The organism is Amycolatopsis sp. CA-230715 (assembly GCF_018736145.1).
In the GTDB taxonomy this organism is placed as follows: Bacteria; Actinomycetota; Actinomycetes; order Mycobacteriales; family Pseudonocardiaceae; genus Amycolatopsis.
In genome coordinates, this window is record NZ_CP059997.1 from 1362889 (window position 1) to 1389172 (window position 26284).

General features: G+C 70.0%; 26 protein-coding genes. 10 read left to right on the top strand and 16 right to left on the bottom strand.

What is annotated here, in order from left to right; translation table 11 throughout:
• Positions 1 to 3: 3 nt before the first annotated feature.
• The gene (locus tag HUW46_RS06460) at positions 4 to 1143 is read right to left on the bottom strand and encodes a ferredoxin reductase (protein ID WP_254125871.1); all 1140 of its coding nucleotides are present in this window, start codon (positions 1141 to 1143) and stop codon (positions 4 to 6) included.
• A 453-nt stretch (positions 1144 to 1596) separates the two neighbouring features.
• Between HUW46_RS06460 and HUW46_RS06465 the strand changes: the two genes are divergently transcribed.
• Positions 1597 to 3186: an acyl-CoA carboxylase subunit beta gene (locus HUW46_RS06465; RefSeq protein WP_215546407.1), complete on the top strand. Its 1590-nt coding sequence runs from the start codon at positions 1597 to 1599 to the stop codon at positions 3184 to 3186.
• On the opposite strand, the gene HUW46_RS06470 is transcribed toward HUW46_RS06465, so the two are convergent.
• Positions 3183 to 3812 carry a TetR/AcrR family transcriptional regulator gene (locus HUW46_RS06470; protein ID WP_215546408.1) on the bottom strand — a complete coding sequence of 210 codons (630 nt, stop codon included), beginning with the start codon at positions 3810 to 3812 and terminating at the stop codon, positions 3183 to 3185. The two genes, HUW46_RS06465 and HUW46_RS06470, sit on opposite strands and share 4 nt — an antisense overlap.
• 255 nt (positions 3813 to 4067) lie before the next feature.
• Here HUW46_RS06470 and HUW46_RS06475 point away from each other — a divergent pair, with 255 nt between their 5' ends.
• The 6 genes from HUW46_RS06475 (at position 4068) to HUW46_RS06500 (ending at position 9023) form a co-directional block, all read left to right on the top strand.
• Positions 4068 to 5312, top strand: coding sequence for a lipase family protein (locus tag HUW46_RS06475; protein ID WP_215546409.1), 1245 nt, complete (start codon positions 4068 to 4070; stop codon positions 5310 to 5312).
• A 306-nt stretch (positions 5313 to 5618) separates the two neighbouring features.
• A complete protein-coding gene (locus HUW46_RS06480; RefSeq protein WP_215546410.1) occupies positions 5619 to 5888 on the top strand; it encodes a hypothetical protein in 270 nt (89 codons plus the stop codon).
• A gap of 104 nt (positions 5889 to 5992) precedes the next feature.
• Entirely contained in the window at positions 5993 to 6484 is a 492-nt protein-coding gene (locus tag HUW46_RS06485; RefSeq protein WP_215546411.1) for a MarR family winged helix-turn-helix transcriptional regulator, read from the top strand.
• 177 nt (positions 6485 to 6661) lie between these two features.
• Positions 6662 to 7357, top strand: coding sequence for a response regulator transcription factor (locus HUW46_RS06490; protein WP_215546412.1), 696 nt, complete (start codon positions 6662 to 6664; stop codon positions 7355 to 7357).
• Position 7358: 1 nt separating this feature from the next.
• A complete protein-coding gene (locus HUW46_RS06495) occupies positions 7359 to 8771 on the top strand; it encodes a HAMP domain-containing sensor histidine kinase (protein ID WP_254125872.1) in 1413 nt (470 codons plus the stop codon).
• Between the two features lie 36 nt (positions 8772 to 8807).
• The gene (locus tag HUW46_RS06500; protein WP_215546413.1) at positions 8808 to 9023 is read left to right on the top strand and encodes a hypothetical protein; all 216 of its coding nucleotides are present in this window, start codon (positions 8808 to 8810) and stop codon (positions 9021 to 9023) included.
• 26 nt (positions 9024 to 9049) lie between these two features.
• Here the strand turns inward: HUW46_RS06500 and HUW46_RS06505 are convergent, their stop codons facing one another.
• The 3 genes from HUW46_RS06505 to HUW46_RS06515 all read right to left on the bottom strand — a co-directional run bounded on the left by HUW46_RS06505 (position 9050) and on the right by HUW46_RS06515 (position 10992).
• Complete coding sequence (locus tag HUW46_RS06505) at positions 9050 to 9268, bottom strand: hypothetical protein (RefSeq protein WP_215546414.1); 219 nt, start codon at positions 9266 to 9268, stop codon at positions 9050 to 9052.
• A gap of 240 nt (positions 9269 to 9508) precedes the next feature.
• On the bottom strand, positions 9509 to 9805 hold the full coding sequence (locus tag HUW46_RS06510) for a hypothetical protein (protein WP_215546415.1): 297 nt from the start codon (positions 9803 to 9805) through the stop codon (positions 9509 to 9511).
• Positions 9793 to 10992, bottom strand: a complete 1200-nt coding sequence (locus HUW46_RS06515) for a helix-turn-helix domain-containing protein (RefSeq protein ID WP_215546416.1) — start codon at positions 10990 to 10992, stop codon at positions 9793 to 9795. Before HUW46_RS06515 ends, HUW46_RS06510 begins: the two co-directional genes overlap by 13 nt.
• A 236-nt stretch (positions 10993 to 11228) precedes the next feature.
• On the opposite strand from HUW46_RS06515, the gene HUW46_RS06520 reads away from it, so the two are divergent.
• The gene (locus tag HUW46_RS06520; protein WP_254125873.1) at positions 11229 to 13523 is read left to right on the top strand and encodes an ATP-binding protein; all 2295 of its coding nucleotides are present in this window, start codon (positions 11229 to 11231) and stop codon (positions 13521 to 13523) included.
• 142 nt (positions 13524 to 13665) lie between these two features.
• Here the strand turns inward: HUW46_RS06520 and HUW46_RS06525 are convergent, their stop codons facing one another.
• From HUW46_RS06525 to HUW46_RS06565, 9 genes are all read right to left on the bottom strand, one after another.
• Positions 13666 to 14895, bottom strand: a complete 1230-nt coding sequence (locus HUW46_RS06525; RefSeq protein ID WP_215546417.1) for a YncE family protein — start codon at positions 14893 to 14895, stop codon at positions 13666 to 13668.
• A 68-nt stretch (positions 14896 to 14963) separates the two neighbouring features.
• Complete coding sequence (locus tag HUW46_RS06530) at positions 14964 to 15722, bottom strand: S1 family peptidase (protein WP_215546418.1); 759 nt, start codon at positions 15720 to 15722, stop codon at positions 14964 to 14966.
• A 270-nt stretch (positions 15723 to 15992) separates the two neighbouring features.
• Entirely contained in the window at positions 15993 to 16910 is a 918-nt protein-coding gene (locus HUW46_RS06535; protein WP_215546419.1) for a LysR substrate-binding domain-containing protein, read from the bottom strand.
• 18 nt (positions 16911 to 16928) lie between these two features.
• Positions 16929 to 17378, bottom strand: a complete 450-nt coding sequence (locus HUW46_RS06540) for a cytochrome P450 (protein WP_215546420.1) — start codon at positions 17376 to 17378, stop codon at positions 16929 to 16931.
• 111 nt (positions 17379 to 17489) lie between these two features.
• Entirely contained in the window at positions 17490 to 18311 is an 822-nt protein-coding gene (locus HUW46_RS06545; protein ID WP_215546421.1) for a helix-turn-helix domain-containing protein, read from the bottom strand.
• Between the two features lie 328 nt (positions 18312 to 18639).
• Complete coding sequence (locus tag HUW46_RS06550; protein WP_215546422.1) at positions 18640 to 18984, bottom strand: hypothetical protein; 345 nt, start codon at positions 18982 to 18984, stop codon at positions 18640 to 18642.
• Between the two features lie 479 nt (positions 18985 to 19463).
• Entirely contained in the window at positions 19464 to 20042 is a 579-nt protein-coding gene (locus HUW46_RS06555) for a hypothetical protein (RefSeq protein ID WP_215546423.1), read from the bottom strand.
• 120 nt (positions 20043 to 20162) lie between these two features.
• Complete coding sequence (locus HUW46_RS06560) at positions 20163 to 21533, bottom strand: sensor histidine kinase (RefSeq protein WP_215546424.1); 1371 nt, start codon at positions 21531 to 21533, stop codon at positions 20163 to 20165.
• Positions 21530 to 22240, bottom strand: a complete 711-nt coding sequence (locus HUW46_RS06565) for a response regulator transcription factor (RefSeq protein WP_305860102.1) — start codon at positions 22238 to 22240, stop codon at positions 21530 to 21532. Before HUW46_RS06565 ends, HUW46_RS06560 begins: the two co-directional genes overlap by 4 nt.
• Before the next feature lie 179 nt (positions 22241 to 22419).
• Here HUW46_RS06565 and HUW46_RS06570 point away from each other — a divergent pair, with 179 nt between their 5' ends.
• Positions 22420 to 23148 carry an ABC transporter ATP-binding protein gene (locus HUW46_RS06570; RefSeq protein WP_215546426.1) on the top strand — a complete coding sequence of 243 codons (729 nt, stop codon included), beginning with the start codon at positions 22420 to 22422 and terminating at the stop codon, positions 23146 to 23148.
• Between the two features lie 19 nt (positions 23149 to 23167).
• The gene (locus HUW46_RS06575; RefSeq protein ID WP_215546427.1) at positions 23168 to 23890 is read left to right on the top strand and encodes an ABC transporter permease; all 723 of its coding nucleotides are present in this window, start codon (positions 23168 to 23170) and stop codon (positions 23888 to 23890) included.
• Position 23891: 1 nt separating this feature from the next.
• On the opposite strand, the gene HUW46_RS06580 is transcribed toward HUW46_RS06575, so the two are convergent.
• Together HUW46_RS06580 and HUW46_RS06585 are read right to left on the bottom strand one after the other, a co-directional pair.
• Positions 23892 to 25262, bottom strand: a complete 1371-nt coding sequence (locus tag HUW46_RS06580) for a wax ester/triacylglycerol synthase family O-acyltransferase (protein WP_215546428.1) — start codon at positions 25260 to 25262, stop codon at positions 23892 to 23894.
• A gap of 81 nt (positions 25263 to 25343) precedes the next feature.
• Positions 25344 to 25961 carry a hypothetical protein gene (locus tag HUW46_RS06585; protein ID WP_215546429.1) on the bottom strand — a complete coding sequence of 206 codons (618 nt, stop codon included), beginning with the start codon at positions 25959 to 25961 and terminating at the stop codon, positions 25344 to 25346.
• Positions 25962 to 26284: the final 323 nt, after the last annotated feature.

A 26284-nucleotide genomic window follows, 5' to 3' on the forward strand; every position in this document is an offset into this window, starting at 1 on the left:
GCGCTAAAGATCCAGCTCGACGTCGCCGCACGGCACCGTCACGCACACCTGCACCCGCTGCCCCGGCTCCGCGCTGACCGCCCCGTTCAGGACGTTGCGGACCGCGCCCGCGGACTGGACGGTGGTGCAGGTGTGGCACACGCCCATCCGGCAGCCGTGCTCGGGGCGCAGGCCAGCCGACTCGGCCTGCTCCAGCAGCGTCCGGCCGTCGTCGCGGATCGTGCGGCCACTGCGGGTGAACCGCACCTCGCCGGTCGCGGATCCGGGCTCGGGCACCGGCGGTGCGACGGTGAACCGCTCGGTCCGCACCCGGTCCGCGATGCCCTCGGCGGCCCAGTGCGCGCCGACCGCGTCCCTCAGCGAAGCGGGCCCGCAGACGTAGGTCAGCGCCTCGGCGTACCGCGGTGCGATCTCCAGGTGCGCACCGTGGAACCGCCCGTCGAACCGCCCCGCGCCGGGCGCGCCGGTGTACGAATACGCCACGGTGAGCGCGGGGTTCGCCCGGTCCAGCGCCGCGAGTTCCTCGCGGTAGATGACGTCCTCCGGTGTGCGGTCGTAGTGCAGGAAGGTGATCCCGCAGCCCCGCCCGGCGAGTACGCGCAGCAGTGCCATCACCGGGGTGATCCCGCTGCCGCCGCTGATCAGCACGACGTGCTCCGGCGGTTCGGACGGGAGCACGAAATCGCCTTCGGCCTGCGACAGCACGACGACGAGGCCAGGACGTGCGTGGGTCTTGAGGTAGCTCGACACCATCCCGGCCGGGTTCACCTTCGCGGTGATCTCGATCGTGCCGTCCGCGCGGCCCTCGGCCCCGGCCAGCGAAAAGCACCTGGTGCGCCGGACACCGTCGACCTCGACCGCGACCCGCGCGTACTGGCCCGCCCGCGCGCCGGCCCAGTTCCCGTTGGGGCGCAAGGTGAGCGTGACGCTCCGCTCGGTCAGGTGCACGACATCGACCACCTCCGCGCGCACCTCGTCGACCGACCACAATGGACTGATGAGGCCGAGGTACCGATCCACTCCGTGTGGTTCGGCCAGCGCCGTGACGAACCGGGAGCCGAGGACACGGCGCAGGCGCCGCCACCCGGCCCGGGCCGCGAGCGGCTTCAGCGCCATGTCGCGCTCCGGACTCCACGATGACATCTGGACATGATCACGCTCACTTGTCGGTAAGGGCACTTGCCCCTCGAAAACCCCCGGAAGGAGGATGAAGCAGGCGGAACGGCACTGTCAACGAAGAATTGGTTTCCGGCGCCCTGGGTGTAGCCGGAATACCAAAATTGTCATTCCACCGCACAGTGCGGGCGTGGCGTTAATCATCCGGGCACAGTCGAGCGGCCACGTACTCCGCTGGAGAACCGTTGCGACGCAGGGAAACCGCCAGCCGAGGGACGACCGCTCCCGGTGGCGAACTTTGTGTCCCGGCTACGAGAATCCGGCCCGGACTTGTCAGCCGGGTATGAAAGCACCCGGAGAACCACCATCCGTGCTTGACTTCCGCGCGTCCTCCTGCCGAAACTTCCGAGCTTGGGGGAAAGCCGACGAGTCCCGGCACGCCGTTCCCACGGACGGGCGTGGCCGAGAAGGAGGACCGGCATGTTCGACGACCACGTACCCGACCGGCTCGGCACCGCCGACCGGATCGCCGATCTGGCGGCCCGGCGGCACGAGGCGGTCTCGATCGCGGAGAAGCACGCCGCCGACCGGCAGCACGCCAAGGGCAAGCTCACCGCGCGCGAACGGATCGACCTGCTCGTCGACCCCGGCTCCTTCGTCGAACTCGACCAACTCGCGAGGCACCGCTGCGCCGAATTCGGGCTGGACGCCGACCGGCCCTACGGCGACGGCGTGGTGACCGGTCACGCCACTGTGGACGGCCGCCAGATCTGCTTGTTCTCCCAGGACTTCAGCGTGTTCGGCGGCAGCATGGGCGAGGTCTTCGGGGCGAAGGTGCTGAAGGTGATGGACCTGGCGATGACCATCGGCTGCCCGATCATCGGCATCAACGACTCCGGCGGCGCACGCATCCAGGAGGGTGTCGTCTCCCTCGCCTACTACGCCGAACTCGCCCGCCGCAACGCACACGCCTCCGGGGTCATCCCCCAGCTTTCGCTGATCATGGGACCGTGCGCGGGCGGCGCGGTGTACACCCCGGCGATCACCGACTTCACCGTGATGGTCGAGGAAACCTCGCACATGTTCGTCACCGGGCCGCAGGTCGTGCACGCCACGACCGGCGAACGCGTGAGCCCCCAGGACCTCGGTGGCGCGGCGGTCAACACCGCGGTGTCCGGTAACGCGCACCACCGGGCGATCGACGAGGCCGACGCGATCGACTGGATCCAGACGCTCCTGGGCTACCTGCCTTCGAACAACCTCGACACCCCACCGGAGTTCGACGATCCGACCGACTTCGAGCAAACCGCGAGCGACCGCGAACTCGACACCATCGTCCCGGATTCGCCGCAGCAGGCCTACGACATGACCGAGGTGATCGCGCGGATCGTCGACGACGGCGAGTTCACCGAGATCCACAACGGTTTCGCGCCCAACATGATCTGCGCGTTCGGCCGGGTGCGGGGCCGTTCGGTCGGCATCGTCGCCAACCAGCCCCGGTACCACGCGGGCGTGATCGACATCGACGCCTCCGAGAAGTCGGCGCGGTTCGTCCGCTTCTGCGACGCCTTCAACGTTCCGCTGCTGACCCTCGCCGACGTGCCGGGGTACCTGCCCGGTGTCGAGCAGGAACGCGCCGGGATCATCCGCCGTGGCGCGAAACTCGCCTACGCCTACGCCGAGGCCACCGTTCCGCAGGTGACCGTCGTGACCAGGAAGGCATACGGCGGCGGCTACGCCGTGATGGGCTCCAAGCACCTCGGTGCCGACGTCAACCTCGCCTGGCCCACCGCGGAGATCGCGGTCATGGGCGCGGAAGGCGCGATCAGGGTGCTCCACCGGCGTGAACTCTCCACTGTGGACGATGCCGAACGCGCGCTGGCGGAACGGCGACTTGCCGAGCAGTACCGCGAACACCACGCCAGCGTGTACGCCGCGGCGGAACGCGGATACGTCGACGCGGTGATCACCCCGGCGGAAACCCGGCTCCGGGTGGGCGAAGCGTTCTACGCCCTGCGGAACAAGCGGCAAACCCTGCCCGCCAGGAAGCACGGGAACATCCCGCTCTAAGCGGTGCTCAGGCGGCGGGTGATGAGGAACTCGGCGAACTCGGCGATCAGGCCCAGCCTGCGCTCCTCCGTGGCCGGATCGGGTGCGATCTCGCGGCGGATCGCCTCCCCGTCGAAGGTGAGCACCAGCGTGATGACCAGCATGTCGAGATCCTCGTCGGGAAAGATGTCGACACCGGGTACCAGCCGCGAAGTTTCCACGATCTGCGCGGAGAACTGGCGGCAGGTGCCGGTCAGCCGGGTGCGCAGGTCCGCGTCCGTGCGCGCGGCCACCATGAGTTCGAACCAGACCGCGTTTTCCCTGGCGCGGTGGCGGGCGCGCATCGCCCGGATCGCTTCGGTGACCGTGGGTTCGCACAGTTCGGCGAACTGCTTGCGGACCTCGGCGATATGCCGCCTGCCGACCTCGGCCGCCGTGGCGACCATCAGGTCCAGCCGGGAACCGAAGTGCCGGAACAATCCGCCACGGGACACACCGGAGCGTTCGCAGATCACCCCGAGCGAAGTGTTCGCGTATCCCATTTCGGCGATGGCGTCGATCGTCGCGTCGATCAGCCGGTTGATCGTCGTTTCGCGACGCTCCTGCTGAGTGCGTCGTCGCGGCGCGGTCGCGGGGTGGTCCACCATGCGTCAAGGCTACGGGAGCTTCGACGCCGCGATCCTGGATGTGGTGGTCGCCATTCTGATAGTTCAGGACCCGCCCGTTCGTTACCGCTTGACAATTTAGCGACTGGTCGGTCGTTATCTCTTGACGGTGCGAGATCAGTTCGATTCCATCGTGGACATGGTGCGGGACAAAATCCCCACATTCGCTGCGATAAACACCCGCAGCCAGGCACCTGGTCCGTCGATCTCACGTTACGACTCAATGTGGAGTGCCGTATGTCCAACTCAGTTCGCCGTGGCCTCATCGCCACCATGACCGCGGCCATGGTCGCGGCCACCGCGATGGCGACCATGGCGGTGGCCGCCCCGTCGGCCAGTGCCGACGCGTCCTCGATCTACACCCCGCCTTCCCCGCTCCCGGCGGGCGAGAACGGCGACGTGCTCAAATCCGAACCCTCGAACTACAACGGCGCCAAGGCGACCCGGATGCTGTACCTGTCCCGGGACAACAAGGACAAGCAGGTCGCCGTCAGCGGCTCCGTTTTCGTGCCCAACACCCCGTGGAACGGGCCTGGCGAGCGGCCGATCGTGGCTTACGCGCCGTTCACCTTCGGCATGGCCGCGAAGTGCGCGCCGTCGAAGACCCTCGCGGGCGAGGGCGGTGACCTCGTCTCCGGTTTCCAGGGCAACTTCGTCAACGCGCTGCTGGGCGCCGGGTTCGCGGTGGCGCAGACCGACTACATCGGACCGTGGGTCGAGGGCGGTGGCGAGCACCCGTACGTGATGCGGCTGTCCGAGGCGCACACCGTGCTCGACGCGGTCCGCGCGGCCAAGCGGCTGCCCGACACCGGCCTGGCCAAGAACGGCCCGGTCGGCATCGCCGGGTACTCGGAGGGCGGCAGCGCGGCAGCGTCCGCGGCTGAGCTCGCCGCCACCTACGCACCCGACCTGGACGTCAAGGGCGTCTACGCCGGTGCCCCGCCCGCCGACAAGGCCGCGCTGGCCAAGTCGCTCGACGGCGGCATGTACGTCGGATTCCTTGGTTACGCGCTGATCGGCATCAACCAGGCCTACCCCGAGGCCAGGCTGATGGACCTGGCCAACCCGGCCGGTGCCGACCTGTTCCTGAAGGCACGGCAGACCTGCACGCTCGACTCGGTCTTCCAGTTCATGTTCAAGCAGACGAGCACGCTGACCAAGGACGGGCGGCCGGTGGCCGAGTACCTGAACCAGCCCCCGTTCGACAAGATCGTCGCGGAGAACCGGATCGGCAACCTCAAGCCGGCCATGCCGACCATGGTCGAGCAGAGCCCGTTCGACGACGTGATCCCGGTCGCCACGGGTAAGCAGATGGCCAAGGACTGGTGCGGCAAGGGCGCCAACGTCCAGTGGAAGGACCTGGCAGGTGCCCCGGTCTTCGCGCACGCGCTCGGCATGCTGACCGCCCCCAACGACGCCACCGCGTGGCTGCAGAGCGCGTTCAAAGGACAGGCCGGAAACGGGAACTGCGGCCAGTTCTGATCGGACCGCCATGACGTGGAGGGTCCTTCCTGTGACGGCGTCGGGAAGGGCCCTCCACAGCGGACGTTCCGCCGCACCGGCGTGAACCGGAACCGTCCACTGTGTACCGCGATGCGAGGCACCCGGAAGAGTCCGCCGGGGCCAGGCAACCGCTCCGGCTACGTATGCCCGCTCCTCCCCGTTCCCGCGATCTCCGTAGCCACCTACGTAGTAATCCGGATGCTCCGTTCGCCGGAGCCGAGGACCCTGGTAGCGGACAACACCCTCGGGTCCTGCCGAGGTCGGTTCAGCACAACGAGGTGCGACATGAACGATCAGGAACTCACCGCGCTGCGCCGCACGGCCGCGAACGAGGTGCTCTTCCACCGCGGCACCTGGGGCGGCCCAGCGGGATATCGCTGGCGCGGACAGGACGGGCTCGAAGCCGGTGTGGTGCCGCAGTGGACGGTCGAGGCCCTCGACGGGCTGGCGGCCCGCGGCCTGATCGCGACCGAACACCGGCTCGGCCCGCTCGACGTCGGCGTCACCGTCACCACGACCGGCCTGGACGCGCTCGGCTGCGTTCCGGAACGGTGACCGCGAGCCTTCCCGCTCCCACCACCCGCGTCTCCGACGCCCGCCCGGACAGTCAACTCGCCGCGACTCCCGGCACGCGCCGCGGATGGGGCACACTGTCTGGTATGCCTCGCACTTCCACCGTCGGCACCGCCGCGGATGTCGACGCGGTCACCGACGCGGTGCTGACCGCGTCGCGCCTTCTGGTCGCGGTGTCGGCACGGTCGATTTCCGCGTCCGGGGACGTGGTGTCGCTGCCGCAGTTCCGGCTGCTGGTCGTCCTGCACACCCGCGGGCCGCTCAAGCACGCGATGCTGGCCGAGTATCTCGGTGTGAACCCGTCGACGGCGACCAGGATGGTGGACCGGCTCATCGCGGTGGGGATGGTCCATCGCCGGCACAATCCCGCGTCACGCCGGGAGATCGTGCTCGACCTGACCGCCGAGGGCACTCGCCTGGTCCGTCAGGTCACCGCGCGGCGGCGCAAGGAGATCGCGAAGATCGTCGCGAAGATGCCGGAGAACGCGCGCGGCGGTCTCGTCGAAGTACTGGCCGCGTTCGCCGAGGCGGGCGGGGAGCCGTCGGCGGGCACCACGCTCGACGCCATCTGGTCCTGACCGGGAACCACCTGGCACCGGCGGCCCGGTCGGTGAAGGGCGCGACGGGACACCTGTTGTATCGGTGAACTCTTGCACTATGCACGAGTGATACGGTGCCCGGTGGTGTGCCGGGAAGTCTGGTCGGCGAGTCATCGGCGACGGTCCGCTTCCAGGCGGGGAAGGGTAGCGACTCGGATGCGGACACGCCTGCTGCTCGTCGAGGACGACGAACTGATCAGCCAGGCTCTCGGGATGGCCTTGCGCGACGAGGACTTCGACGTGGTCGAGGTTCCCTCCGGCGAACGGGCGCTGGAGGTCCTCACCGACACGCCGGTGGACGTGGTGCTGCTCGACCTGATGCTGCCGGGGATCGACGGGCTCGAAGTCTGCCGCCGCCTGCGGACCGACGGCACCCTGCCGATCATCGTGATCACCGCGAGGACAGCCAGCGACGACATCATCGCCGGGCTCGAAGCCGGTGCCGACGACTACGTCACGAAACCGCTCGTCGCGGCCGAACTCACCGCCAGGATCAGGGCACTGCTGCGCCGAAGCGGGCCGACGAGGCGCCCGGTCACCGCGGTGGCCGGGCTCGAACTGCGCCCCGACGAGGAAACGCTGTTCCGCGACGGCACCGAGATTCACCTGACCAGGACCGAATTCCGCCTGCTCGCCGAACTGGCCGCGAACGCGGACACCGTGGTCACCAGGGAGCAGTTGCTGCGACGGGTGTGGGAGCACGAGTACTTCGGCGACACGCGTCTGCTCGACGTGCACATCCGGCGGCTGCGCCGCAAGATCGAACCGGCCCCCGACACACCGTCGATCATCCTGACCGTCAGGGGAATCGGCTACAAGATGGCCGCTCAACCATCCACTGTGGACAACTGAGGTGCGGCTGTCCCGGTTGCCGCTGCGCTCCAGGGTCTCCGCCGCGTTCGGGCTCGGCCTCGCGCTGATGGCCAGCGCGCTCGCGGTGGCGACCTGGCACCTGGCCACCGGCTATATGCTCGGCCAGCGCGAGCAGAGCGCGACCAGGCAGGCCGAGACGAACGTGCGGCTGGTGGGCAACGCCATCGCCGCGCACTCGGGCGCGCTCGACGAGCTGCTGACCGGGCTCACCACCGGCCCGGACTCGACGATCCTGCTGTCCAGGCCGGACGGCTGGCTCAGCAGCGGCCGCCCCGTCGACACCACCGCGATCCCGCGTCCGCTCGTCGACACCGCCCGCGCCGGGTCCTCGGCCCGTCAGCGCCTCACGGTCAGCGGGATCCCGGTGCTCGCCGTCGCGATGCGCGTAGGCGAAGGGCAAGGTGTCTACGTCGAACTGTATCCGCTGCTGGAGCTGGAGCGGACCTTCCGCTACCTCAAGATCGTCCTGGTGTCCGGCACCGCGGCCGCCGCGGTGTTCGGCGTCGCGCTCGGGGCGTGGGCGGGTAAACGCGCGCTGCGGCCGTTGACCACGCTCACCGCCGCGGCGTCCAAAGTGGCCGGTGGCGATCTCTCCGCGCGCCTGCCGGAACAGGCCGACCCCGATCTCGCCCCGCTGGCCGCGAGCTTCAACACCACCGCCGAAGCGCTGGAACAGCGGGTGCGGCGCGACATCCGGTTCGCCGCCGACGTGAGCCACGAGCTGCGCTCACCGCTGACCACCATGGTCAACGTGGCGCAGATACTCGCCCGCCGCGAGGAAAGCCTTCCCGAGCCCGCCCGGCAGGCGCTGCGCCTGCTGCTCGCCGAACTCGACCGGTTCCAGCACATGGTGGTCGACCTGCTGGAGATCTCCAGTTCCGAGGGCAACGGCGAGCAGAACCGGGACGTGGTCGACCTCGCCGAGGTGATACGGACCGTCGCCGAGCGCGGCCGGCGCGACCCGGTCCCGGTCGCTGCCGAACCGGCACCCGTGCTCGTCTTCGGCGACAGCAGGCGCCTGGACCGGATCGTGGCGAACCTGCTGGACAACGCCGACCGCTACGGTGGCGGCGCTGTCCGAACAGGACTGTCCACTCACGACGGCAACGCGGTGATCGAAGTCGACGACAACGGTCCCGGTGTCCCCGAACCGCTGCGGGAACGGATCTTCGAGCGCTTCGCCCGCGGCGCTCACTCCGGGCGCCGCAGCGCGGACACCGGCGCCGGACTCGGCCTGGCGATCGTGGCCGAACACGTCCGGTGGCACGGCGGTGAGGTACGGGTGACCGACCGGCCAGACGGCGGCGCGCGTTTCGTGGTCACGATCCCGCTGGCGGCCACCCCGGGATCGTCAGCCAGTCTTCAGGTCGAGCCGCGCCGGGACGGCGGATAATGGGCTGTGCGGCCGAAACCGAACACGGGGAGCGACATGACACCGGACAGCCAAGCACAGCGCGAGGTCGTCGACCAGGTCACCATCACGCTGACCCGGGAATTCGGCGGCAGGCTCTCCGAGGGCTGGGTCCGTGACATCGTCCGCGGCGCACGACACGACCTCGACGGCCAAATCGTGCCCGAAGCGCTCGGCGAAATGCTGCACCGCCTCGCCAGCCACCGGCTCACCCGCGTCCTGCACGTCGGCTGACCTCTTCGGCGATCCACGACGCGGCCTCACCCCCGCGGGCGCACCGCCCGGCGCCGCACCGGCGGCGGCTCCGGCCGGTTCACCCAGGAATCGAACACCAGGAGCAGCCCGGCGAGCACCACGCAGATCGCGCACACGACCCGGGACTCCGCCACCGCGAACAACCCCGCCGCGAACAACAACGGCACCACCGCGGCGAAGCAGAACGGATCGACCCGCCCGAAGTACCGCCTGCGCCGTGCCATCGTCCCCGCCGCCTCGCACCACAACCGTTGCCATTGACAACACTTGCCTACAACGAGAGAAAGGGCGGCGCTACGAACCGGCGGCGATCGCAAGGTGATCGTCAGGTTTCGGATCAGCCCGCACATCGTGCGGTACGCGCGGTGACGGCAACCGCGCATGGCTACGCAGCCAGCGCGGATCGTCAGGCAGTCGTCAGGTCGAACATCGCCGCGGCGACGGACAATGGACAGAATGCACGCCTACTCGCAGGACACGAGATCCAGCATGTCCCCGCATGCCGAAGCCCTGGTGCGAGGCTGATGCCCCGCGGACATCCCGCCGCCCGTCCTCACCACGACGCGACGCCTCCGCCCGTCGACGGCGATGGTCCAGCCGAAGCATTCCCGGTAAGCGTCGAAGGCGTTCGCCAGCGCCGACCGCTCGCGCCGCTCGTCGAGTCCGGCGGGTGCTCCCGCCGGATCGGCACCGCATGGACGCCCGATGTTCTCCGGCCGCACCGAAACCTCCTCCCGTTCGCTCGCGATCAGGTCGAGCACGTCGCCTGGGAAGTCGCATGTGGACAGAGCGTTGCCCGCTCGTCCGCGCACAGGGCGATCTCGAGGGTGAACCGGGCGTCCGGATCGGCCAGCCGGTCGCCGAAGAGCTCTCTGAGGCGCCGCAACCGGTTGCGGACGGTCGCCGGGTGCGCACCGAGCCGTCGCGCCACCTCACCGACGTTGCCTCCGGTGCCGAGCCAGGCCAGGAGCGTCGTGCTCAAGGCGATCCGTTGTTTGGCGGTGAGTGCGGCCAGCGGTTCGAGGGCATGGGACGCGGTCAACGCGGCGAGCTCCTCGTCGGCGAGGAGCCAAAGCCGGATCAGATGGTCGTCGCACCGGGTGACCGGGCGGTCCGGCAAGGCGCCCTGCCGCACGAGGTGCAGGGTCCGGCGCGCCAGGTGCAGCGAATCGGCCGCCCGGTCCAGCGGTACCGACGGGCCGACAACGGTCCGTGCGCCTTCGAACTCCGGTAGGTCGCCGGGTGCGCCGGGGAGGAGCAGACACGGTTCCGGGCCGTCGAGGTCGGTGAGCGCGTCGGCCCACGGCTCTCCGGCGTCCGGGTGCCAACCCGGTTCCACGGCCACCGCGGCGACTCGTTCAGGCAGCGGCCACTCCGCGGCCGCGGCCATCGTGTGCAGCGAACGCGCCACGTCCGGCCCACCGGACAGGATGCGGTGCAGCAGGAGCTTCCGTCCGCGCGCACGCCCGTGGGCACCGCTCGCCCGCGCGGCCGCGTAGCCCCTGGCGGACTCGGCGGAAATCTCGTCCACGACGGCGAACACGGTGTCCGCGCAGGCTCGTGCCACCGCACCGGAGAGCGCGTTCCGCCGCACCAGCGCGTACAGGTACCGCACGGCCGCCCTGCCACCGGCCCAGTACGAGCGGTACAGCGGCAGCAGGCCGCGGCCACCGGCGAAGGCGGCGGCACCCATCCACCGGAACCGGCGCACCCACGCGGACCACGCCTCGGCGCCGTCGCCGGTGCGGCGCGGCACCCGGTGCACCGTCCCGGCGGCGCATTCCCTGGCCCACTCGCGATCCAGCGCGGCGGCGTATTCCGGGAGGGCGCGCCTCATCCCGGTGATCACCACGTCGGTCAGCGACGGCAGGTACCTGGCGAGCTGGACCATCGCATCGGCGGACCCCGCCATCGGGTGCAGCGCGCTTTCGGGCAGTGGGTGCGTCATCGCCGACCTCCGCACCGGACGACCAGCAACTCCTTTGTGGATTGCGCTTTTCCGAATGAGTCCGAACCGGTGTGTGATCAAAGTGTCCGACGGACCGTGTCCCGTAAATCGGTAAAACGCCGTACCGGAGTACGTATGCCCGGCCACCGCCGGCTCGGGCTGGGTGACGGCTCGCACTGTGATCACCAACGCGTTACGGTCTTGCTCGGTCGGCGCGAATCCCAGATTGCGAGGTGGTGAGCCTGTCCACCCCACTTCGTCGCGGTGGCGGCCTCGACCGCGCGGCCGCCGCGCCGCCGCGTGCCGAACCGGCCAGTTACGTCGGACGGCGCGGTGAAGGCGCGGACGTGCGCCGTCTGCTCGGCACCGCGCGGCTGGTGACGTTGACCGGTCCCGGCGGGGTGGGCAAGACCAGGCTCGCCACCCGGGTCGCGCGGGACGCGGAACGCGCCTTCGCCGACGGCGTCGTGTTCGTGGAACTGGCTCAGCTGCGCGACGGCGCGCTGGTGGCGAACCTGGTGGCGGATCGGCTCGGCCTGCACGACCTGTCCGGCCTTCCGGCCGCACGGCAGGTGATCGAGCACCTTCGCGACCGCTCGCTGCTCCTGGTGCTCGACAACTGCGAGCACCTCATCGACGCCTGCGCGGAGTTCGCCGCCGCCGTGCTGGACGGCTGCCCCCGGGTCGTGCTGCTGGCCACCAGCAGGCAGTCGCTGACCGTGGCCGGCGAGCACGTGCAGCCGGTGCCGCCGCTGCCGATCGCCGACGCGGTGCACCTGTTCAAGGACCGCGCCACGGCGATCTGGTCCGGTGCCCTCGACGGGCAGGACGTGGAGACCACGCTCACCGAGCTGTGCCGCCGGCTCGACGGGTTGCCGCTGGCCATCGAGCTCGCCGCGGCCAGGATCCGCGCGCTGTCCCCCGCCCAGATCCTCGACCGGCTCACCACCCGGTTCACCCTGCTGACCTCCGGCCGCCGGGCCGCGCCGCGGCGGCAGCAGACGCTGCGCGACACGATCGACTGGAGCTTCGAGCTCTGTTCGGAGGCCGAGCAGGCGGTGTGGGCCAGGACTTCGGTCTTCGCCGGATCGTTCGACCTGGAGGCCGCGACGCACGTGTGCGCCGACGCCGCGCTCGGCACGGACACGGTGCTCGACCTGGTCGACGGGCTGGTGGACAAGTCCGTCCTGATCCGCGACCAGCACGACGATCCGGCCCACTACCGGATGCTGGAATCACTGCGCGAGTACGGCCAGGAACACCTGGCGCGGTCCGGCGATCGCGAGCGGGTCGCGCGGCTGCACAGCGGCTGGTTCGACCAGCTCGCGGTGCGGGCGGACCTGGAGTGGGCGGGCGACCGGCAGCGGTACTGGATCGACCGCCTGCGCCGCGACCACGCGAACCTGCGCGCGGCGCTGGGCTGGTCGCTGAGCGAACCGGGCGAGGAGGGCGCGGCGCTGCGGATCGCCGCCCGGCCCTTCGAATACTGGATGGTGCGGGGCCTCGCCGGGGAGGCGCGAACCTGGCTCACCCGCACCCTCGCCGCGACGCCGCCCGATCATCCCGATCGCGGGCGGGCGCTGTGCGCCTGCGCCGTGTACACGATCTGGCAGGGCGGCCTCGACCGGACCGAGCCCCTGCTGGCGGAGATCGGGGCGGTGGCCGAGGCGAACGCCGACGAGGTGCTGCGCGCCAAGGTCCCGTACCTGCGCAGCTTCGCCGCCCTGCTCTCCGTGGTGGACGAAGCGGTCGAGCCCGCGGAGGAGGCCGCCGCGGTGTTCCGCGCCCACGGTCTGGTGCGGGACGAGCTCCATCCACTGTTCATCCACGGTGTCGCGGTCGCCCACCGCGACCGGGAACCGACCGCCGCCCGCCGGTCGCTGCGCCGGATGCACGACCTGGCGGTCGACCACGGCGGCGCCTTCTACCAGGCGATGGCGTTGTTCGGCCGCGCGATCGTCGAGGTCGAACACGGCGAGGTCGCCGCCGCGGACGACGCGGCCACCGCGGCGCTGCGGCTGGACCTGGACATCGGCGACCAGCACGGCATGGCCTACCGCGCGGACACCCTGGCCTGGGTGGCCGACCGGCGCGGCGAGCACGAGCGCGCCGCGACCCTGTTCGGCGTCGCGGAAACCGTCTGGGCCCGGATCGGCACCACCGCGGACTTCGCCGTGGCCCGGCCGCATCGCAAGCACATCACCAACACCCGCGCCGAACTCGGCGAAACCCGGTTCGACAGGGCGTTCGCCATCGGGCGCGCGCTGCCGACCGGCGAGGCCATGCGCTACGCACTCGGCGAGCCTTCCTCGGCACCGCCGGAAACCGCCGAGACCCCGCCCGCCCTCACCGCCCGCGAGGCGGAGGTCGCGGCCCTGGTCGCCGAGGGCCTGACCAACCGGGACATCGCCGCCAAGCTGGTGATCTCCCGGCGGACCGTGGACACGCACGTCGGGCACATCCTCGGCAAGCTGGAACTCGGGAACCGCGCGCAGATCGCGAGCTGGGTGGCGGGCCGGACCCGGGAGTAGCGGCGCGCCGATTCCGGTCAGTGCCGGCGGCCGAGGACCCAGGTGGCAGAACGCCTCCAGCGCGGCCACGTCCGGGTCCCCGTAGAGATCCTCGGCCAGGCTCAGCGCCGATCTTCTCCGCGGCCGAGACGGCACGCCGGGTTCAGGGCAGGGTCGCGGTATCCACCGCTTGGACCTTCTTGGCGCCGGCGTTGGCGGCGAGCACGGTGCGGCCGTCCGGGCTCAGTGCCAGTTCGCGGGGAAAGGCGCCGGTGGGGATGCGCCCCAGTGCGGGACGTCCGGCCAGCGCGGCTTGAGTGTCCACAACGGACAGACCGGTACTCGCGCCAGGCGCCTGGAACCGGTTGGAATCCGCGGTCACGACCCGTTCGCCGTCCGCGGTCATGGTGAGCCCGACGGGAGCGGTGCCGACCTGGACGGACGCCCGCCGCGCGTGTGCGGGATCGGTGGTGAGCTTCCCGGCGTCGAAGGCGAGCAGGGCGTTGCTGCCGCGGGCGGTGACCCACACGGTGCGCCCGTCCGGCGCGGCCGCGACGCGCACCGGCTGGCAGCTCGCGGACACGGCACCCAGCAGCGCGGTGCCGGGGCTGGACTCCAGTTCGCCGACATCGAGCACGCTGAGCTGGCCCTGCTCGCCGCCGGGGGCGACTTCGCTCGTCGCGTAGAGCCGCTTGCCGTCCGGGGAGAGCGCGGTGCCGACCACCGACCTCCCCAGCACGATGTGCCCGACGTAGCTGCCCGCACCGAATCCACTGTGGAGCGCTTTGGCCAAGTCGAACACCTCGACCGCGCCCCGGTTTCCGGTCTGCTCGTTGCCGTATTCCTGGCTGACGAAGGCGAACCGATCATCCGGCGAAACGCTCACCTGAACGGCGCTGGACCCCGCGGTCCCGGTGAGCGTGCCCAGCACCGGGTTCGCTCCCCCGCTCGCCAGTTTGCCCGCGTCCAGCACGATCGCGCCGGTGCCGGTGGCGACGAGCAGGTGCTGGCCGTCGTGGGTGACCGCGAGCCCCGTCGCGCCGCTCTCGCCAAGACTCCCCTTCGGCAACGCGACCCTGCGCTCGAGCTTCGGCGGGAAGCCGCCGGTCAGCACGCCGATCTCCGGTCCCAACGCGACGAACGCCTGGCCGCCCTTGGGGCCGTAGACCACTCCGAAGGGCGCCGTTGGAACATCGAGACTCGCCGTACGCACCTTGTCGAGCACGGGCTGCGCGGGCGCCGCGCTCTTCTCGCACCCCGGCGCGGGAACGGCGGCCTCGGCGGATCGCGCGATCCCCTCCCGCGCCTGCGTACCGGCCAGGATCGCCCCGGCCGCCGCGATCGTGACAGCGGCCGCGGCCAGCCCGCCCTGCCACCGTTCCCCGTGGTTCATCTTGCCTCCGATGTCGAGTCCTCGGCGCGGACGCCGAAATTTCCGGTCGCGTGCCTGCTCGTTCGGTGTCACGGCAGCGGGCCGGTGTGCGCCTCGATCCACTGCCGGTAGTAGGGCACCTTGTTGTACACCGACGGCGCTTCGGCGCAGGTGGAGCTCAGCCCACCGAGGCGGCTGGTAGTGCCGCCCAGCTCCCATCGACCGTCCACTTCGGTCACCAGCGGTCCGCCGGAGTCGCCGTAGCAGATGCCCTTGCCGCTGGGATCGCCCACGCACAGCTCGGAGTCCGCGTGGAACCGCCGGCACCCCGTCACCAGTGTCGTGTCCAGTTCCTGCAGTTGCTCCGGCGGCGGGCCGCAGGCGCGCGCGGCGCACGTCTGGCCGTGCCCGATGACGCGGATCGGCAGGCCGGGCTCCAGCGGCGCCGCGGTGATGGTGATCGGGGCCGATTTCGCCGGTTCGGCCAGCTTGATCAGGGCGAAGTCCGCCCCGAACACCTCGTCCTCGCCACCGGGGCCCGGTACGAGCTGCTCGACCGGGATCGGCTCACCGGCGCCGAGGCTGGTGCCGCCCACGCGCACCGAGTCCGGGTGCCTGCGGGTGACGCAGTGTTTCGCCGTGGCCAGCCATTCGGGCGCGACCAGCACCGCGCCGCAACTGAACGCCCCGTTCTCGAACAGCTTGGTGTAGAAGGAATAGTCCTCCGAGGCCGGGTTGCCCCCGACAATCAACGGCGCGGCCGTGCCCACCGAACCCGCGGAACCGGCCAGCGGGGCCACTACCGCGGCGAACAGCCCGACGACCGCACCCAGCACGCGCAACCGCATCTTCCGCCTCCTCCGTCCGGGACCGAGCGGGGCCAACACTGGTGAACGGAGGATGCCGAGCGCATCCGCTGAAGTACGTACGGGCACACGTATCCGCCGCAGCAACGCGATCCTGTCGCAGCCCGGCAGCGCGCTGGACACCGTGCCGTACACCGAATGGATCGCGAACCTGTACCGGCTCTGCGACGGCGTCGCCCGCGAGCAGAATCCCACCCTGCCCGAGCTGCCGGGCGGGCATCGGGAATCAAGACCGCTTCGCGCACGCTGCGTTCACGATTCACGATCGTTCGCGCCGACGACACGGCAGGCTTTCAGGAACTCGCCGAGGTGGGCCGGAGGTTCGGAGCGGTGGACGGCGAGCGCGGTCGGCAGTACCAGCGGGGACCCCGCGCCGCCGGGCCCGCGCACTGCCCGGAAGGCGACCCGCTCGGTGGCCAGTTGCGCGGCGTGCGCCGCGTACACCACGCTCCAGCCGGGGGTGCCCGCCCCCAGCGCCGCCAGAGTGTCTTGCAGGGAACTGCGCTGCGGGCCGGGCACAGGCTCGAAACCGGCGTCCCGGCATGCGCCCATGACGAGGTCCACCAGGGGTGGATTGTCGCGCCGCGCCGTCAGGTACAACGGCAGACCGGCCAACTCGGCGAGGTCCACTTCGGACTGCCGCGCCAGCGGGTGCCGAGCGGGAAGCGCCACGAGAAGCCGATCCAGCCAGACCGGAACGAGCCGCACCTCCTCGGGCCCTTCCTCCACGCCGCGCGCAAAGGCGGCATCCAATTCCCCGCGGGCCACCTGCTCCAAGCGCACCACCGTAGGTGCCGAAGCCAACTCGACCCGCAGATCGGGGGCATGACCCGCCAGCACCTCGAGCACCTGGTCCAGTCGCTCCCCCATCCCCGTGCTGGTGCCCACCCGTAACCGGGCACCGCGCGCGTCCGCGAACTCGGCCACCACCGCGTGCGCCCGTCGCTCGGCCGCCAGCACCTCCCGCGCCGCCGGGAGGAACCGCTGCCCCGCCTCGGTCAGCCGAACCCGCCGCAGCGACCGGTCGAACAGATCGGTCCCCAGCTCTCGCTCAAGTCGCCGCACCTGCTGGCTCACCGCCGACTGCACGATCACCAGCCGTTCGGCGGCACGCCCGAAGTGCAGTTCTTCGGCCACCGCCACGAAGTAGCGAAGTTGACGCAGTTCCACACTCCCCAGCTAACCAAATCACCCCGGAACGTGGTCGAAACACGGGAGTCCCGAGCCGGGAGTCTCGCGAACCGGACCGGGCGCGCTTCTGCCGTCAGCCGGAGTAGGACTCGAACCCGACAACCATGAATGCGGGCCGAGCGAGAACGCCAGGTGCGGCGCGTTCGCCCGGTCGAGTGTGAACCGGTCGGGATCGGGGAACCGCGCGGGATCGCGGTTGGCCGCGCCGGCGAGCAGGACGACCCAGGCGCGGGCGGGCAGCTCCATCCCGGCGACCGTGTGCGCTTCCTTCGCCACCCTGCCGACCAGCTGCACCGGCGCGTCGACGCGCAGCGCCTCCTCGACCGCGGCGGACGCCAGGCCGGGATCGGCGCGCAGCCTGCCCAGTTCGCCGGGGTGGCGCAGGAGCGCGAGCAGGCCGTTGGACAGCAGATTGCCGGTGGTCTCGTGACCGGCGACGAGCAGCACCGGACAAGTAACGTGATCCGATCCCGAGCTACACCCTGCCACCGGTGCGGGATCGCGAACGGCCAACGACACGATCAGCTCTTTCGTCACTGGGCCGGGAAACACGGGCACTTACCAAGAAACAGCTCCCACCGCTCTCCTCGGCGCCCGATGACCCACGTGGGGGATCCGCAGCTCGCTGAGCGTGCACCCGGCGAGCTTGTGGGCGTCCCGGTTGAAATGGGCTTGGTCGGCGTAGCCGCAGAACTCCGCGATATCGGCGAGTGGTCGCCGGGGCCAGGTGTTGAGCAGATGCGCCGCGTGGTGAAGCCGGGGCATCCGGGCGACGGTCTTGGGCGGCATGCCGACCTGATCGGCGAAGTTGTACCAGTCGTGGCCGAACTCGTGTGCGGCGAGCAGCGCCTGGTCCTTGACCCCGCCGAGATACAGGAGAATCCGCTCGCCCCTGCCCCAGTTGCAGCCGACAGCCGTGACGTCACCGCACTTGAATTCACTGTTCGTGCATTCCACGGGCGTGCCGCTGGATTCGGACCTGCGCAGCGAGTCGGCTCCCCAGTATCGGGCGCCCTTGAGGACGGCGCTTTCGGAACCATTGCACGAGCTGGTGATGTGGTACTCACGAAAATCGCGATCCTGCGCCTGAAAGCGCGGCGGATCGATGACCGCCGTGGCGAGTTGTACGCCCGGGGCCGCCGTCATCGTCGACGGCCTCCTCCTCATGGCCACCATCGAACTCTGGAAAACCGAAACCAGACACCGCACCGGCCGCTGGACAGCTTGGCTCGCCTTCTCCCTCGGCATCAGCCTCTCCCTCTGCGCCAACATCGCCGCCGCACCCACCCACAACCCCCTCGCCATCACCGTCGCCGCCTGCCCACCCCTCGCGCTCTGCTCGCCGTCGAACTCCTCAACCGCGCCCTCAAACACCACCACGCCGACTCCCCGACCAACACCATCAGCACGCCAGCAACCGAACCCGAAGACGCGACTCCGCTCGACAAGGCCTCCCCCGAAGCCACTACACCCGCCGGACCGCCGACTGCTGAACAACGCATGTGGGCCTTCTACCTCACCGAACACGCACAAGGCCGAAACCCCACCGGCGCCGACCTCGACCGCATCGCCGGAACACACACCTACGGACGCCGAATCCTCCGAAAATGGCGAGACACCGGACACCTCGCGTCTCGTTCCACAAGCTGATGACGCACCAACGCTTGGCCTCGTCGACGTGGCTCGACTCAGGTGACTTCGTCCTCGATCAGTCCGTACGGTGGTTGATCAGCTCGCCGCGAGAAGCGGACGACGATGTCATCGTCGGCTGATGCTGGCGGGGCGTTGTCCACGACGAGGATCTGAGCACCTTGACCAGGACCAGCCAACCAATCGTGTAATGGTGATAGAAGTCAGCGACGGCGACACTGTCGGCGAACTCGGCGTCACGGTCACCGCCTTGCCCAAGGTTCTTCTGGGGGCTGTCGATCATGAGGAAGCCAGGGTGAGCGCTGCCGGTCTCCCATGCGATCTCGAAGATCGCCAGGATCCAGGCAAGCGAAATCAAGGTCCGCCCGCCTGATGAAGCGTGGATGTAGCTCGAGCCTCGCATGTATGGGACGAGGTTGCTGTCGACAAAGGCTGGCTTCTCGCAGTTCCCGACGCAGAACCTCAAGGGCGTTTTCGAGTCGTGTGACCGCTGTACCACGACGGTCCAGGCTGTCGAGCATCTTGATTCGTGGCTCGTGCACGCTCCAGGTTGGCGGCTGCGACCTGTTGTTGACGCATCAGATCGTCGCGTTGGCTAAGGAACGGGCTGACGGCCCTGTGGGTGGTGTCGTCGACTGCCCGCGCAAGTTCGGTTTCCTCATGATCAGCCTGTTGGGAAGCGGTCCGCAGACGACCTAGTTCCGCCGTTCGTCGAGCGCATCGAGCGATGAGAGCCGCACGTTACTGCCAATCACGCCGTGTGAACCTTTGTAGCAGCCGCGTGACCCGATCGTGCTCAAAAAGATCACTAATGCGCCCGCACCGGAGCGGCCGGGCCGAGCTTGTCACCGAGCCGATGGTGACCACGCCATCAGCGGTCGTTCACCGATTGCGGGGTAGTGGCGTCGTGCTGAACTGGCCTTGCCAGGTCGCTTGCGCACCCGAGTCGCCGATGCGGACGATGTCGTAGCAAGCGGCCCCCGCGGCGAGCACGCACAGCACCACCACGACGATCGTGACCACAGTGGACTGCGGAGCCAGAAGAGTGCGGCGTGCCACGGCGGGACGCACAGCGAGTGCGGTACCGCCCGTTTCTTGCGAGCTGGAGTGTTCTTCGCTGAGCGCGGCGGTGGTGGCCGCCGCTTCACGGCCGCGCCACCACACGACGAGCGCGAGCACGGCGACCGGGATCGCTGCCCAGATAGCCGTATCGCCGAGTTCGGTGTGCGCGTGCACGAGCGGAGTGGAGGGAACTCGACGTTCGAGCCACTCCCCCGCGTCGGTGGTGATCGGCACGAGAAGGACCACCAGCAAGGAGAGGATCGCGTTGGCACCGGCCAGTTTTCGACGTGCCGCGGGCCAGGAGGCGGTGAGCACGAGCAGCAGTGCCGCGACCGGGAGCAGCACGACGATCGCGTGGACGAGCAGGATGTGCGCGGGCAAGCCGTTGACGGTGGTCACGGAAGTTCCTTCGCTCGGTGGTGGGATTCGTCGAGCGCGGACCAGCTACCACTCGTGCTGGGCGGACCTCGACTTCTCCTGGCGGTGACGGTGTGTGACCGCCACTGTGGCCGAGCTCGGTTAGGCGCCGGTTCGATCAAGGTGTGAATCAGGTAAGACTCCACCGACGGTGAATCCCACCATCGCGCCCCCGCCGTCGCGTTGTTCCGCGAAAACGCTGCCACCGTGGGCCAGAGCGACCTCTCGCACGATGGCCAGCCCCAACCCGGAGCCCGGGAGCGAACGAGCGCTCGCCGCGCGGTGGAAGCGATCGAACACGCGCACCTCCTCCCCGGCTGGGATACCGGGCCCGCGGTCGAGCACCGCGATCCGGCCGCCCCGGACCCGGACCTCTACCGCGTCGGTGCCGGGATCGAACTTCATCGCGTTCTCCAGCAGGTTCGACACGGCCCGCCGCAACCCCTTCGGCCGGCCGGAGACCTCGGTGCGGTCGGCGTCGACCACCACCGGCCGTCCGGATCGGCGCCGGGCGCGCTCCGCGGCCCACGCGGCCACGTCCGCGAGCACGACGGGTTCGGTCTCCTCGTCGTCGTACCGCTGGGTGGCGAGTTCGACCAGCTCGGTGACCAGGTTTGTCAGCTCGCGCGTCTCCCCGTCGAAGTCGGCCAGCAGCCTCCGGCGGTCGTCCGGTGACAGCTCTTCGAATCGCTTCAACACGCTGGCGTTGGTGCGCAGGCTGGTCAGCGGGGTTCGCAGTTCGTGGGCAACGTCCTGGACCAACCGCTCCTGATCCGCCCTGGAGTCCGCCAGGCGAGCGAGCATCGCGTCGAACGACGCCGCCAACCTAGCCACTTCGTCCTTTCCCTCGGTGGGAACCGCCACGTCGAACCGGCTTCCCGCGCTCACCTCTTCGGTCACCCTGGTCAACCGCACCAGCCGACGCGTGATCTGCCGCGCGATCAGCCACCCGGCCGAGGCCGCGGCCAGCAGTACCGCGACGCTGACCGCGGTGATCCGCACCGCCAGGTCGTCGAGCACGTGCCTCGTCTCGTCGACGTCGATCCCCAACTGCAGTGCGCCCCTGCCGCCACCGAGCACGACCGTCAGCACCCGGTAGTCGTCACGACCCACCGTGACGTCCGCGAAGCTCTGCCCCGTGGTGGCCGCGGCGAGCGCGCGGTCACCCGGTGCTACCGGGAACGCGATCGGCCGCCCGCCGAGGTGCCGCACCACGCCGTCGGGTGCGATCACCTGCGCGGCCATGGGCCGTGCCTCGTCGTGGTCGTCGTCGTGGGGACCGCGGGTCAGTTCGTTCGGCGCCAGCACCTGCACGGCACCGGCCGCGACCTCGCCCGCCGACGTCCGCAACGATCGATCCAGCTCCGCGCCGATCCGGTGCGAAGCGGTCTGATAGCTCAGCACACCGACCAGAACGGCCGCCCCGCCACCGATGACGGCGAACGCGATCGCGAGCTTGCTCCGGAGGTTCACCGCGGCCGCGCCGTGTAGCCGACCCCGCGAACGGTGTGGATCACCTGCCCGGCGCCCGCCTTGTCCAGCTTCCGCCGCAGGTATCCGATGTAGACGGCCAGGTTCTTCGACTCCGGACCGAATTCGTAGCCCCAGATGCGCTGGTGGATGGTGCCGCGGTCGAGCACGATCCCGGCGTTGCGCACCAACAGCTCCAAGAGGTCGAACTCTGTTTTCGACAGCTCCACCTCGGTGTCGAGCCACCACACCCGCCGAGCGCCGGAGTCCACCGACAGGCTGCCCAGCCGTGCCACGCGCTGCCCCGCGTCCTGTGGCACGGCGCCGCGCCGCAACAGCGCCCGCAACCGCGCCAGCAGTTCGTCCAGCTCGAACGGTTTCGACAGGTAGTCGTCCGCGCCCGCGTCCAGCCCCGCCACCCGGTCGGCCGTTTCCATGCGCGCGGTCAACATCAGCACCGGCGTGCGATCACCGTCCGCCCGCAGGACGCGGCACACGCCCAGCCCGTCCACCCCGGGCATCATCACGTCCACGATCAGGACGTCGAACTCTTCCTGCCGTGCCAACGCCAGGGCCTCGACACCGTCGCCGACCTCGCTGACCCGGTACCCCTCCAGTTCCAGCGCGCGCACCAGCGACTCCCGGATCGGCCGGTCGTCATCGGCGAGCAACACGCGGTGAGCCACGCCCCCATCATGCCCCGCCCACATCCGGCCCGCCCTCCCGCGGACCAATCCAGCGGCGGCCTTCAAGCAGGGAAGTGCGCGTTCGGGTAGAGCAGCAGGTCATCACTTGTCCCGGCCTGGTCCGGATACATCGGTGTCCTTCGTCCGCATCGCCGCAGTTCCTGGAGGAAGTTCACTGGCCCGGAGGAGACGGGAGTGGTGCCATGGCGCAGGGCAGTGCCGACCCGCCCGCGGTCGTGGTCGATCGTCTGCGGGTGGTTCGCGGTGGTCGCGCGGTCGTGCGCGGGATCGGCTTCGAGGTCGCGCGGGGCACGATCACCGGGCTCCTCGGTCCGAACGGCTGCGGCAAGACCACGTTGCTGCGGTCGATCGTCGGGGTGCAGGTGGTGGCGGGCGGAACCGTCACGGTCCTCGGCCGCCCCGCCGGTGACGGCGAACTGCGGCGTCGTATCGGTTACGCGACGCAAGACCCCGCGCTCTACGCCGACCTCACGGTGAGCGAGGCGTTGCGCTACTTCGCCACCGTGCTCGGCAGCGGTCCGTCCTCTGTGGACCGGGTGCTAGCCGATGTGGGCCTCGAAGGTTCCGCCAGGACGTTGGTGGGCAGACTGTCGGGTGGTCAACGCGCCCGTGCCAATCTCGCCGCCGCCTTGCTCGGTGAGCCCGCGTTGCTGGTGCTGGACGAACCGACCGTCGGCGCCGATCCGGAACTGCGTGAACACCTGTGGCGGCTGTTCCGCGCTCGCGCCGCCGCGGGAACCACCCTGCTGGTCTCCAGCCACGTCATGGACGAAGCGGCCCGCTGCGACCAGCTGCTCCTCATGCGCGACGGCGCGCTGCTGGCAGCCGCGACACCGAGCGAGCTGCGGCGTCGCACCGAGACCGAGGACCTCGAACAGGCTTTCCTGCGATTGATCAGGAAAGCGGGGTGATCGCCTGAACCACGCGGCGATGACCTTCGCGACAGCGCGTCGCATCCTCACCCAGCTCAGGCACGACCCCCGGACCGTGGCACTGCTGCTCGGGCTTCCCGCGGTGCTGATGGTTCTGCTGCGGTACGTGCTGAACTCCGAGCAGCGGTTCACGGCCGTCGCTCCCGCGCTGCTCGGGGTGTTCCCGTGCACGATCATGTTCCTGCTCACTTCGGTCAGTACGCTGCGGGAGCGGACCTCGGGGACGCTGGAACGGCTGATGACCCTGCCGCTCGGCAGGCTCGACCTGCTCGGCGGCTACGCACTCGCGTTCGGCCTGCTGGCGGTAATCCAGGTCGCGGTCGCGGCCGGGGTGTCCCTGTGGTGGCTGGGGCTGACCGTGTCCGGGCCGCTCTGGGGCCTGCTGCTGATCACGGTCCTGGACGCGCTGCTCGGCGTCGCGCTCGGCCTGTGCGTGAGCGCGCTCGCGCGCACGGAGTTCCAGGCGGTGCAGTTCATGCCGGTGTTCATCCTGCCCCAGATCCTCCTTTGCGGGCTCTTCGTACCGCGCGGCGAGATGGGCTGGTTGCTGGCGGCGGTGTCGGATGTGATGCCGTTGTCCTACGCGGTCGACGCGCTCGACCGGATCACGCGTTCCACCGGCATCGACGGCATTTTCGTACGGGACACCGTGATCGTCGCCGCCTGTGCCACCCTCGTCCTCGTGATCGGTGCCGCTACGCTGCGGCGGCGAACCCCGTGAGTCACCGCGAAGCGAGCAGCGCGGCCAGTTCGTGCTCGACCGCCTTGCCGAGGAAACCGGGCTCCGGCGAGCTGTCGCGGTCAGTGGTGATCCCGAACGTCATCCGCTCGCCGTAGGTCGACACCGCGATCCCGGTCCGCACGCACATCGCGATCGGCACGTAGGGGTAGAGGTCCACGACCGGTTTGCCCAGCACGGACAACGCCCGGTGCGGACCGGGGACGTTGGTGGCCACAGCGGCGACGCTGCGCTGGGGAAGAGCGGCCGCCACGCGCACCCCCAGTGACACCGGCGCGAAGGGGAGGAACCGGGCCAGCCCGAGTAGTGCGGAACCTCCCAAAACCTCCCCGCCGGTCTTCAACACCGCCATCCGGTGCTGAACCGCGGCGAACCGCGCCGACGAGGTCATCAGGTCGACCGGTAACCGCGGCAGCATCAGCGAAATCCGGTTGTCCACTTCGGACATTTCGGTGGCGCTGCGGACGGAGACGGGTACGAGCGCGCGCACCGAGTCCGTGCGGGGCACTTCCCCACGCCGGCGGAGCAGGTCCCGGAAGGCGCCGGTCACCGCCGCGAGCACGACGTCGTTCACGGTGCCGCCGAATGCCGCGGCGATCGACCGGACATCAGGCATCCTGGCGTGGGCGAGTTCGTACCGCCGGTCCACGCCCAGTGGACCGGTCAACGTGGTCGGCGTCGCCGGCGCCAACGCCCTCGCCAGCTGTGCGATCCCCCGCACGGCGTCGGTGATCCGCCCGGCGAACCGCGCCGGTCGCCGGAGTTCACCGGTGAGCGCCCGCACGAGTTCGACGGGGCCCGCCACCATGTCCCGCACGGAACGCAGCAGCAGCGGGAAGGCGCCGGGGTCGCCCGCGCCCGCGGGAGCGGGATGCCCGTCGGGAGAACCGGTGGCAAGGAGCGTCTCCAGCAGCGCGGTGCCCGCGATCCCGTCCGCGAGGCAGTGGTGGATCTTCGACAGCACGGCCCAGCGGCCCTCGGCCAGCCCGTCCACGACCCACGTCTCCCACAGCGGCCGCGAGCGGTCCAGCCGCTCGGCCATGATCGATGCGACGGCCTCGCACAACGCGTTCTCGTCCCCAGGAGCCGTGGCGACGATCCGGTGGAGGTGCTTGGCCAGGTCGAACCGCTCGTCCTCGACCCAGACCGGCGGCCCGAGGCCGAACGGCACCCGGCGGATCCGCTGCCGGTAGTGCGGCAGGAAACGAAGGCGGGCCAGCATCGCATCAAGGAACTCACACTGCCGCGGCGGCGGCCCTTCCAGTACCGCGATCGAGGCGATCGAGAGCGAAAGGGTCGGATCACCGTCTTCGAGCTCCAAAAACACCGCATCGAGCGGGCTGAGTCCTGCCACCGGCCACCTCCTGTCGACTGCGGGCTGTCGGCTTCGATGTCGTATCCACGACGGAGCAGTGCGTGCGGCGACCGGAACCGCTCATCCGTCGGCGGCCAGGTAGCGGTGCGGGTCCCCGCCCGCGCGGGCGCCGCTGGCCAACCAGCGGGCGAAACCCTTGTGGTTGCGGCGATCGAGCTCGTCAAGGTACTCCTGCCGCCGCACCACGACGCTGTACCGGGTGTTCTCATCACCGGCCTTCTGCAGTTCGAAATAGCTCCGCCGCCACGCCAGGCACAGGTCGTCGTCGGACAGGTCGGCCACGCCCGGCTCCTCCTGTGGCACGCAAGCTTGCGGGACGGGTGAGCACGCCGCGGTCCGGCGGCGGAAAAACCGCTGGTAGCACCAGAAAGCCGCGATGACGACCACGACAGCGGCTGCCGCGAGCGTGCCGAAGACGGTCACCAATCCCACGATCGTCAAGTAGCTCGCGATCCAGGCTCCCCCGATCATGGCACCCCACCGCGGTCCGGACAGCCCCTTGCCGGCGCGCGCCCGGATCGCGAGCAGGTCACCCGCGACGAGCCATCCGCAGACACCCACCGACGCTCCCAGCACGCCCCAGAAGATCAACGCTTCCACGGGGGAAGCGACCACGCCGACGACACCGAACACGAAGCAGAAGAGGATCAACGCGGTCCGAGCGGCACGTGGAAGCATGGGAGCGCCTCGGCTTTCCGGAACGAAACTGTGACGACGGAACAGCACCGGGGTCCAGGGCGCGGGGCTCCGCCCGGCTCGGCGGCACTGCCGAACCGGGCACCGGCAATTGTATGCCCACCCGGCTCAGCCGAGTGCCGCTTTCGCCGGGACTTCAGTCGCCGATCGAAGGGCCTTCAGTCCTCGCGCACGACTACCGGCGGACCGTAGTCGTGGCGGAGCGGAGTACACCGTTGGCAGTGCGGTGTTTCCGCCGTACCGCGGTGCGGACATGACCAGCGACGCCGGAATCGCGCTCGCGCTGAGCGCGGCGACCCTCAGTG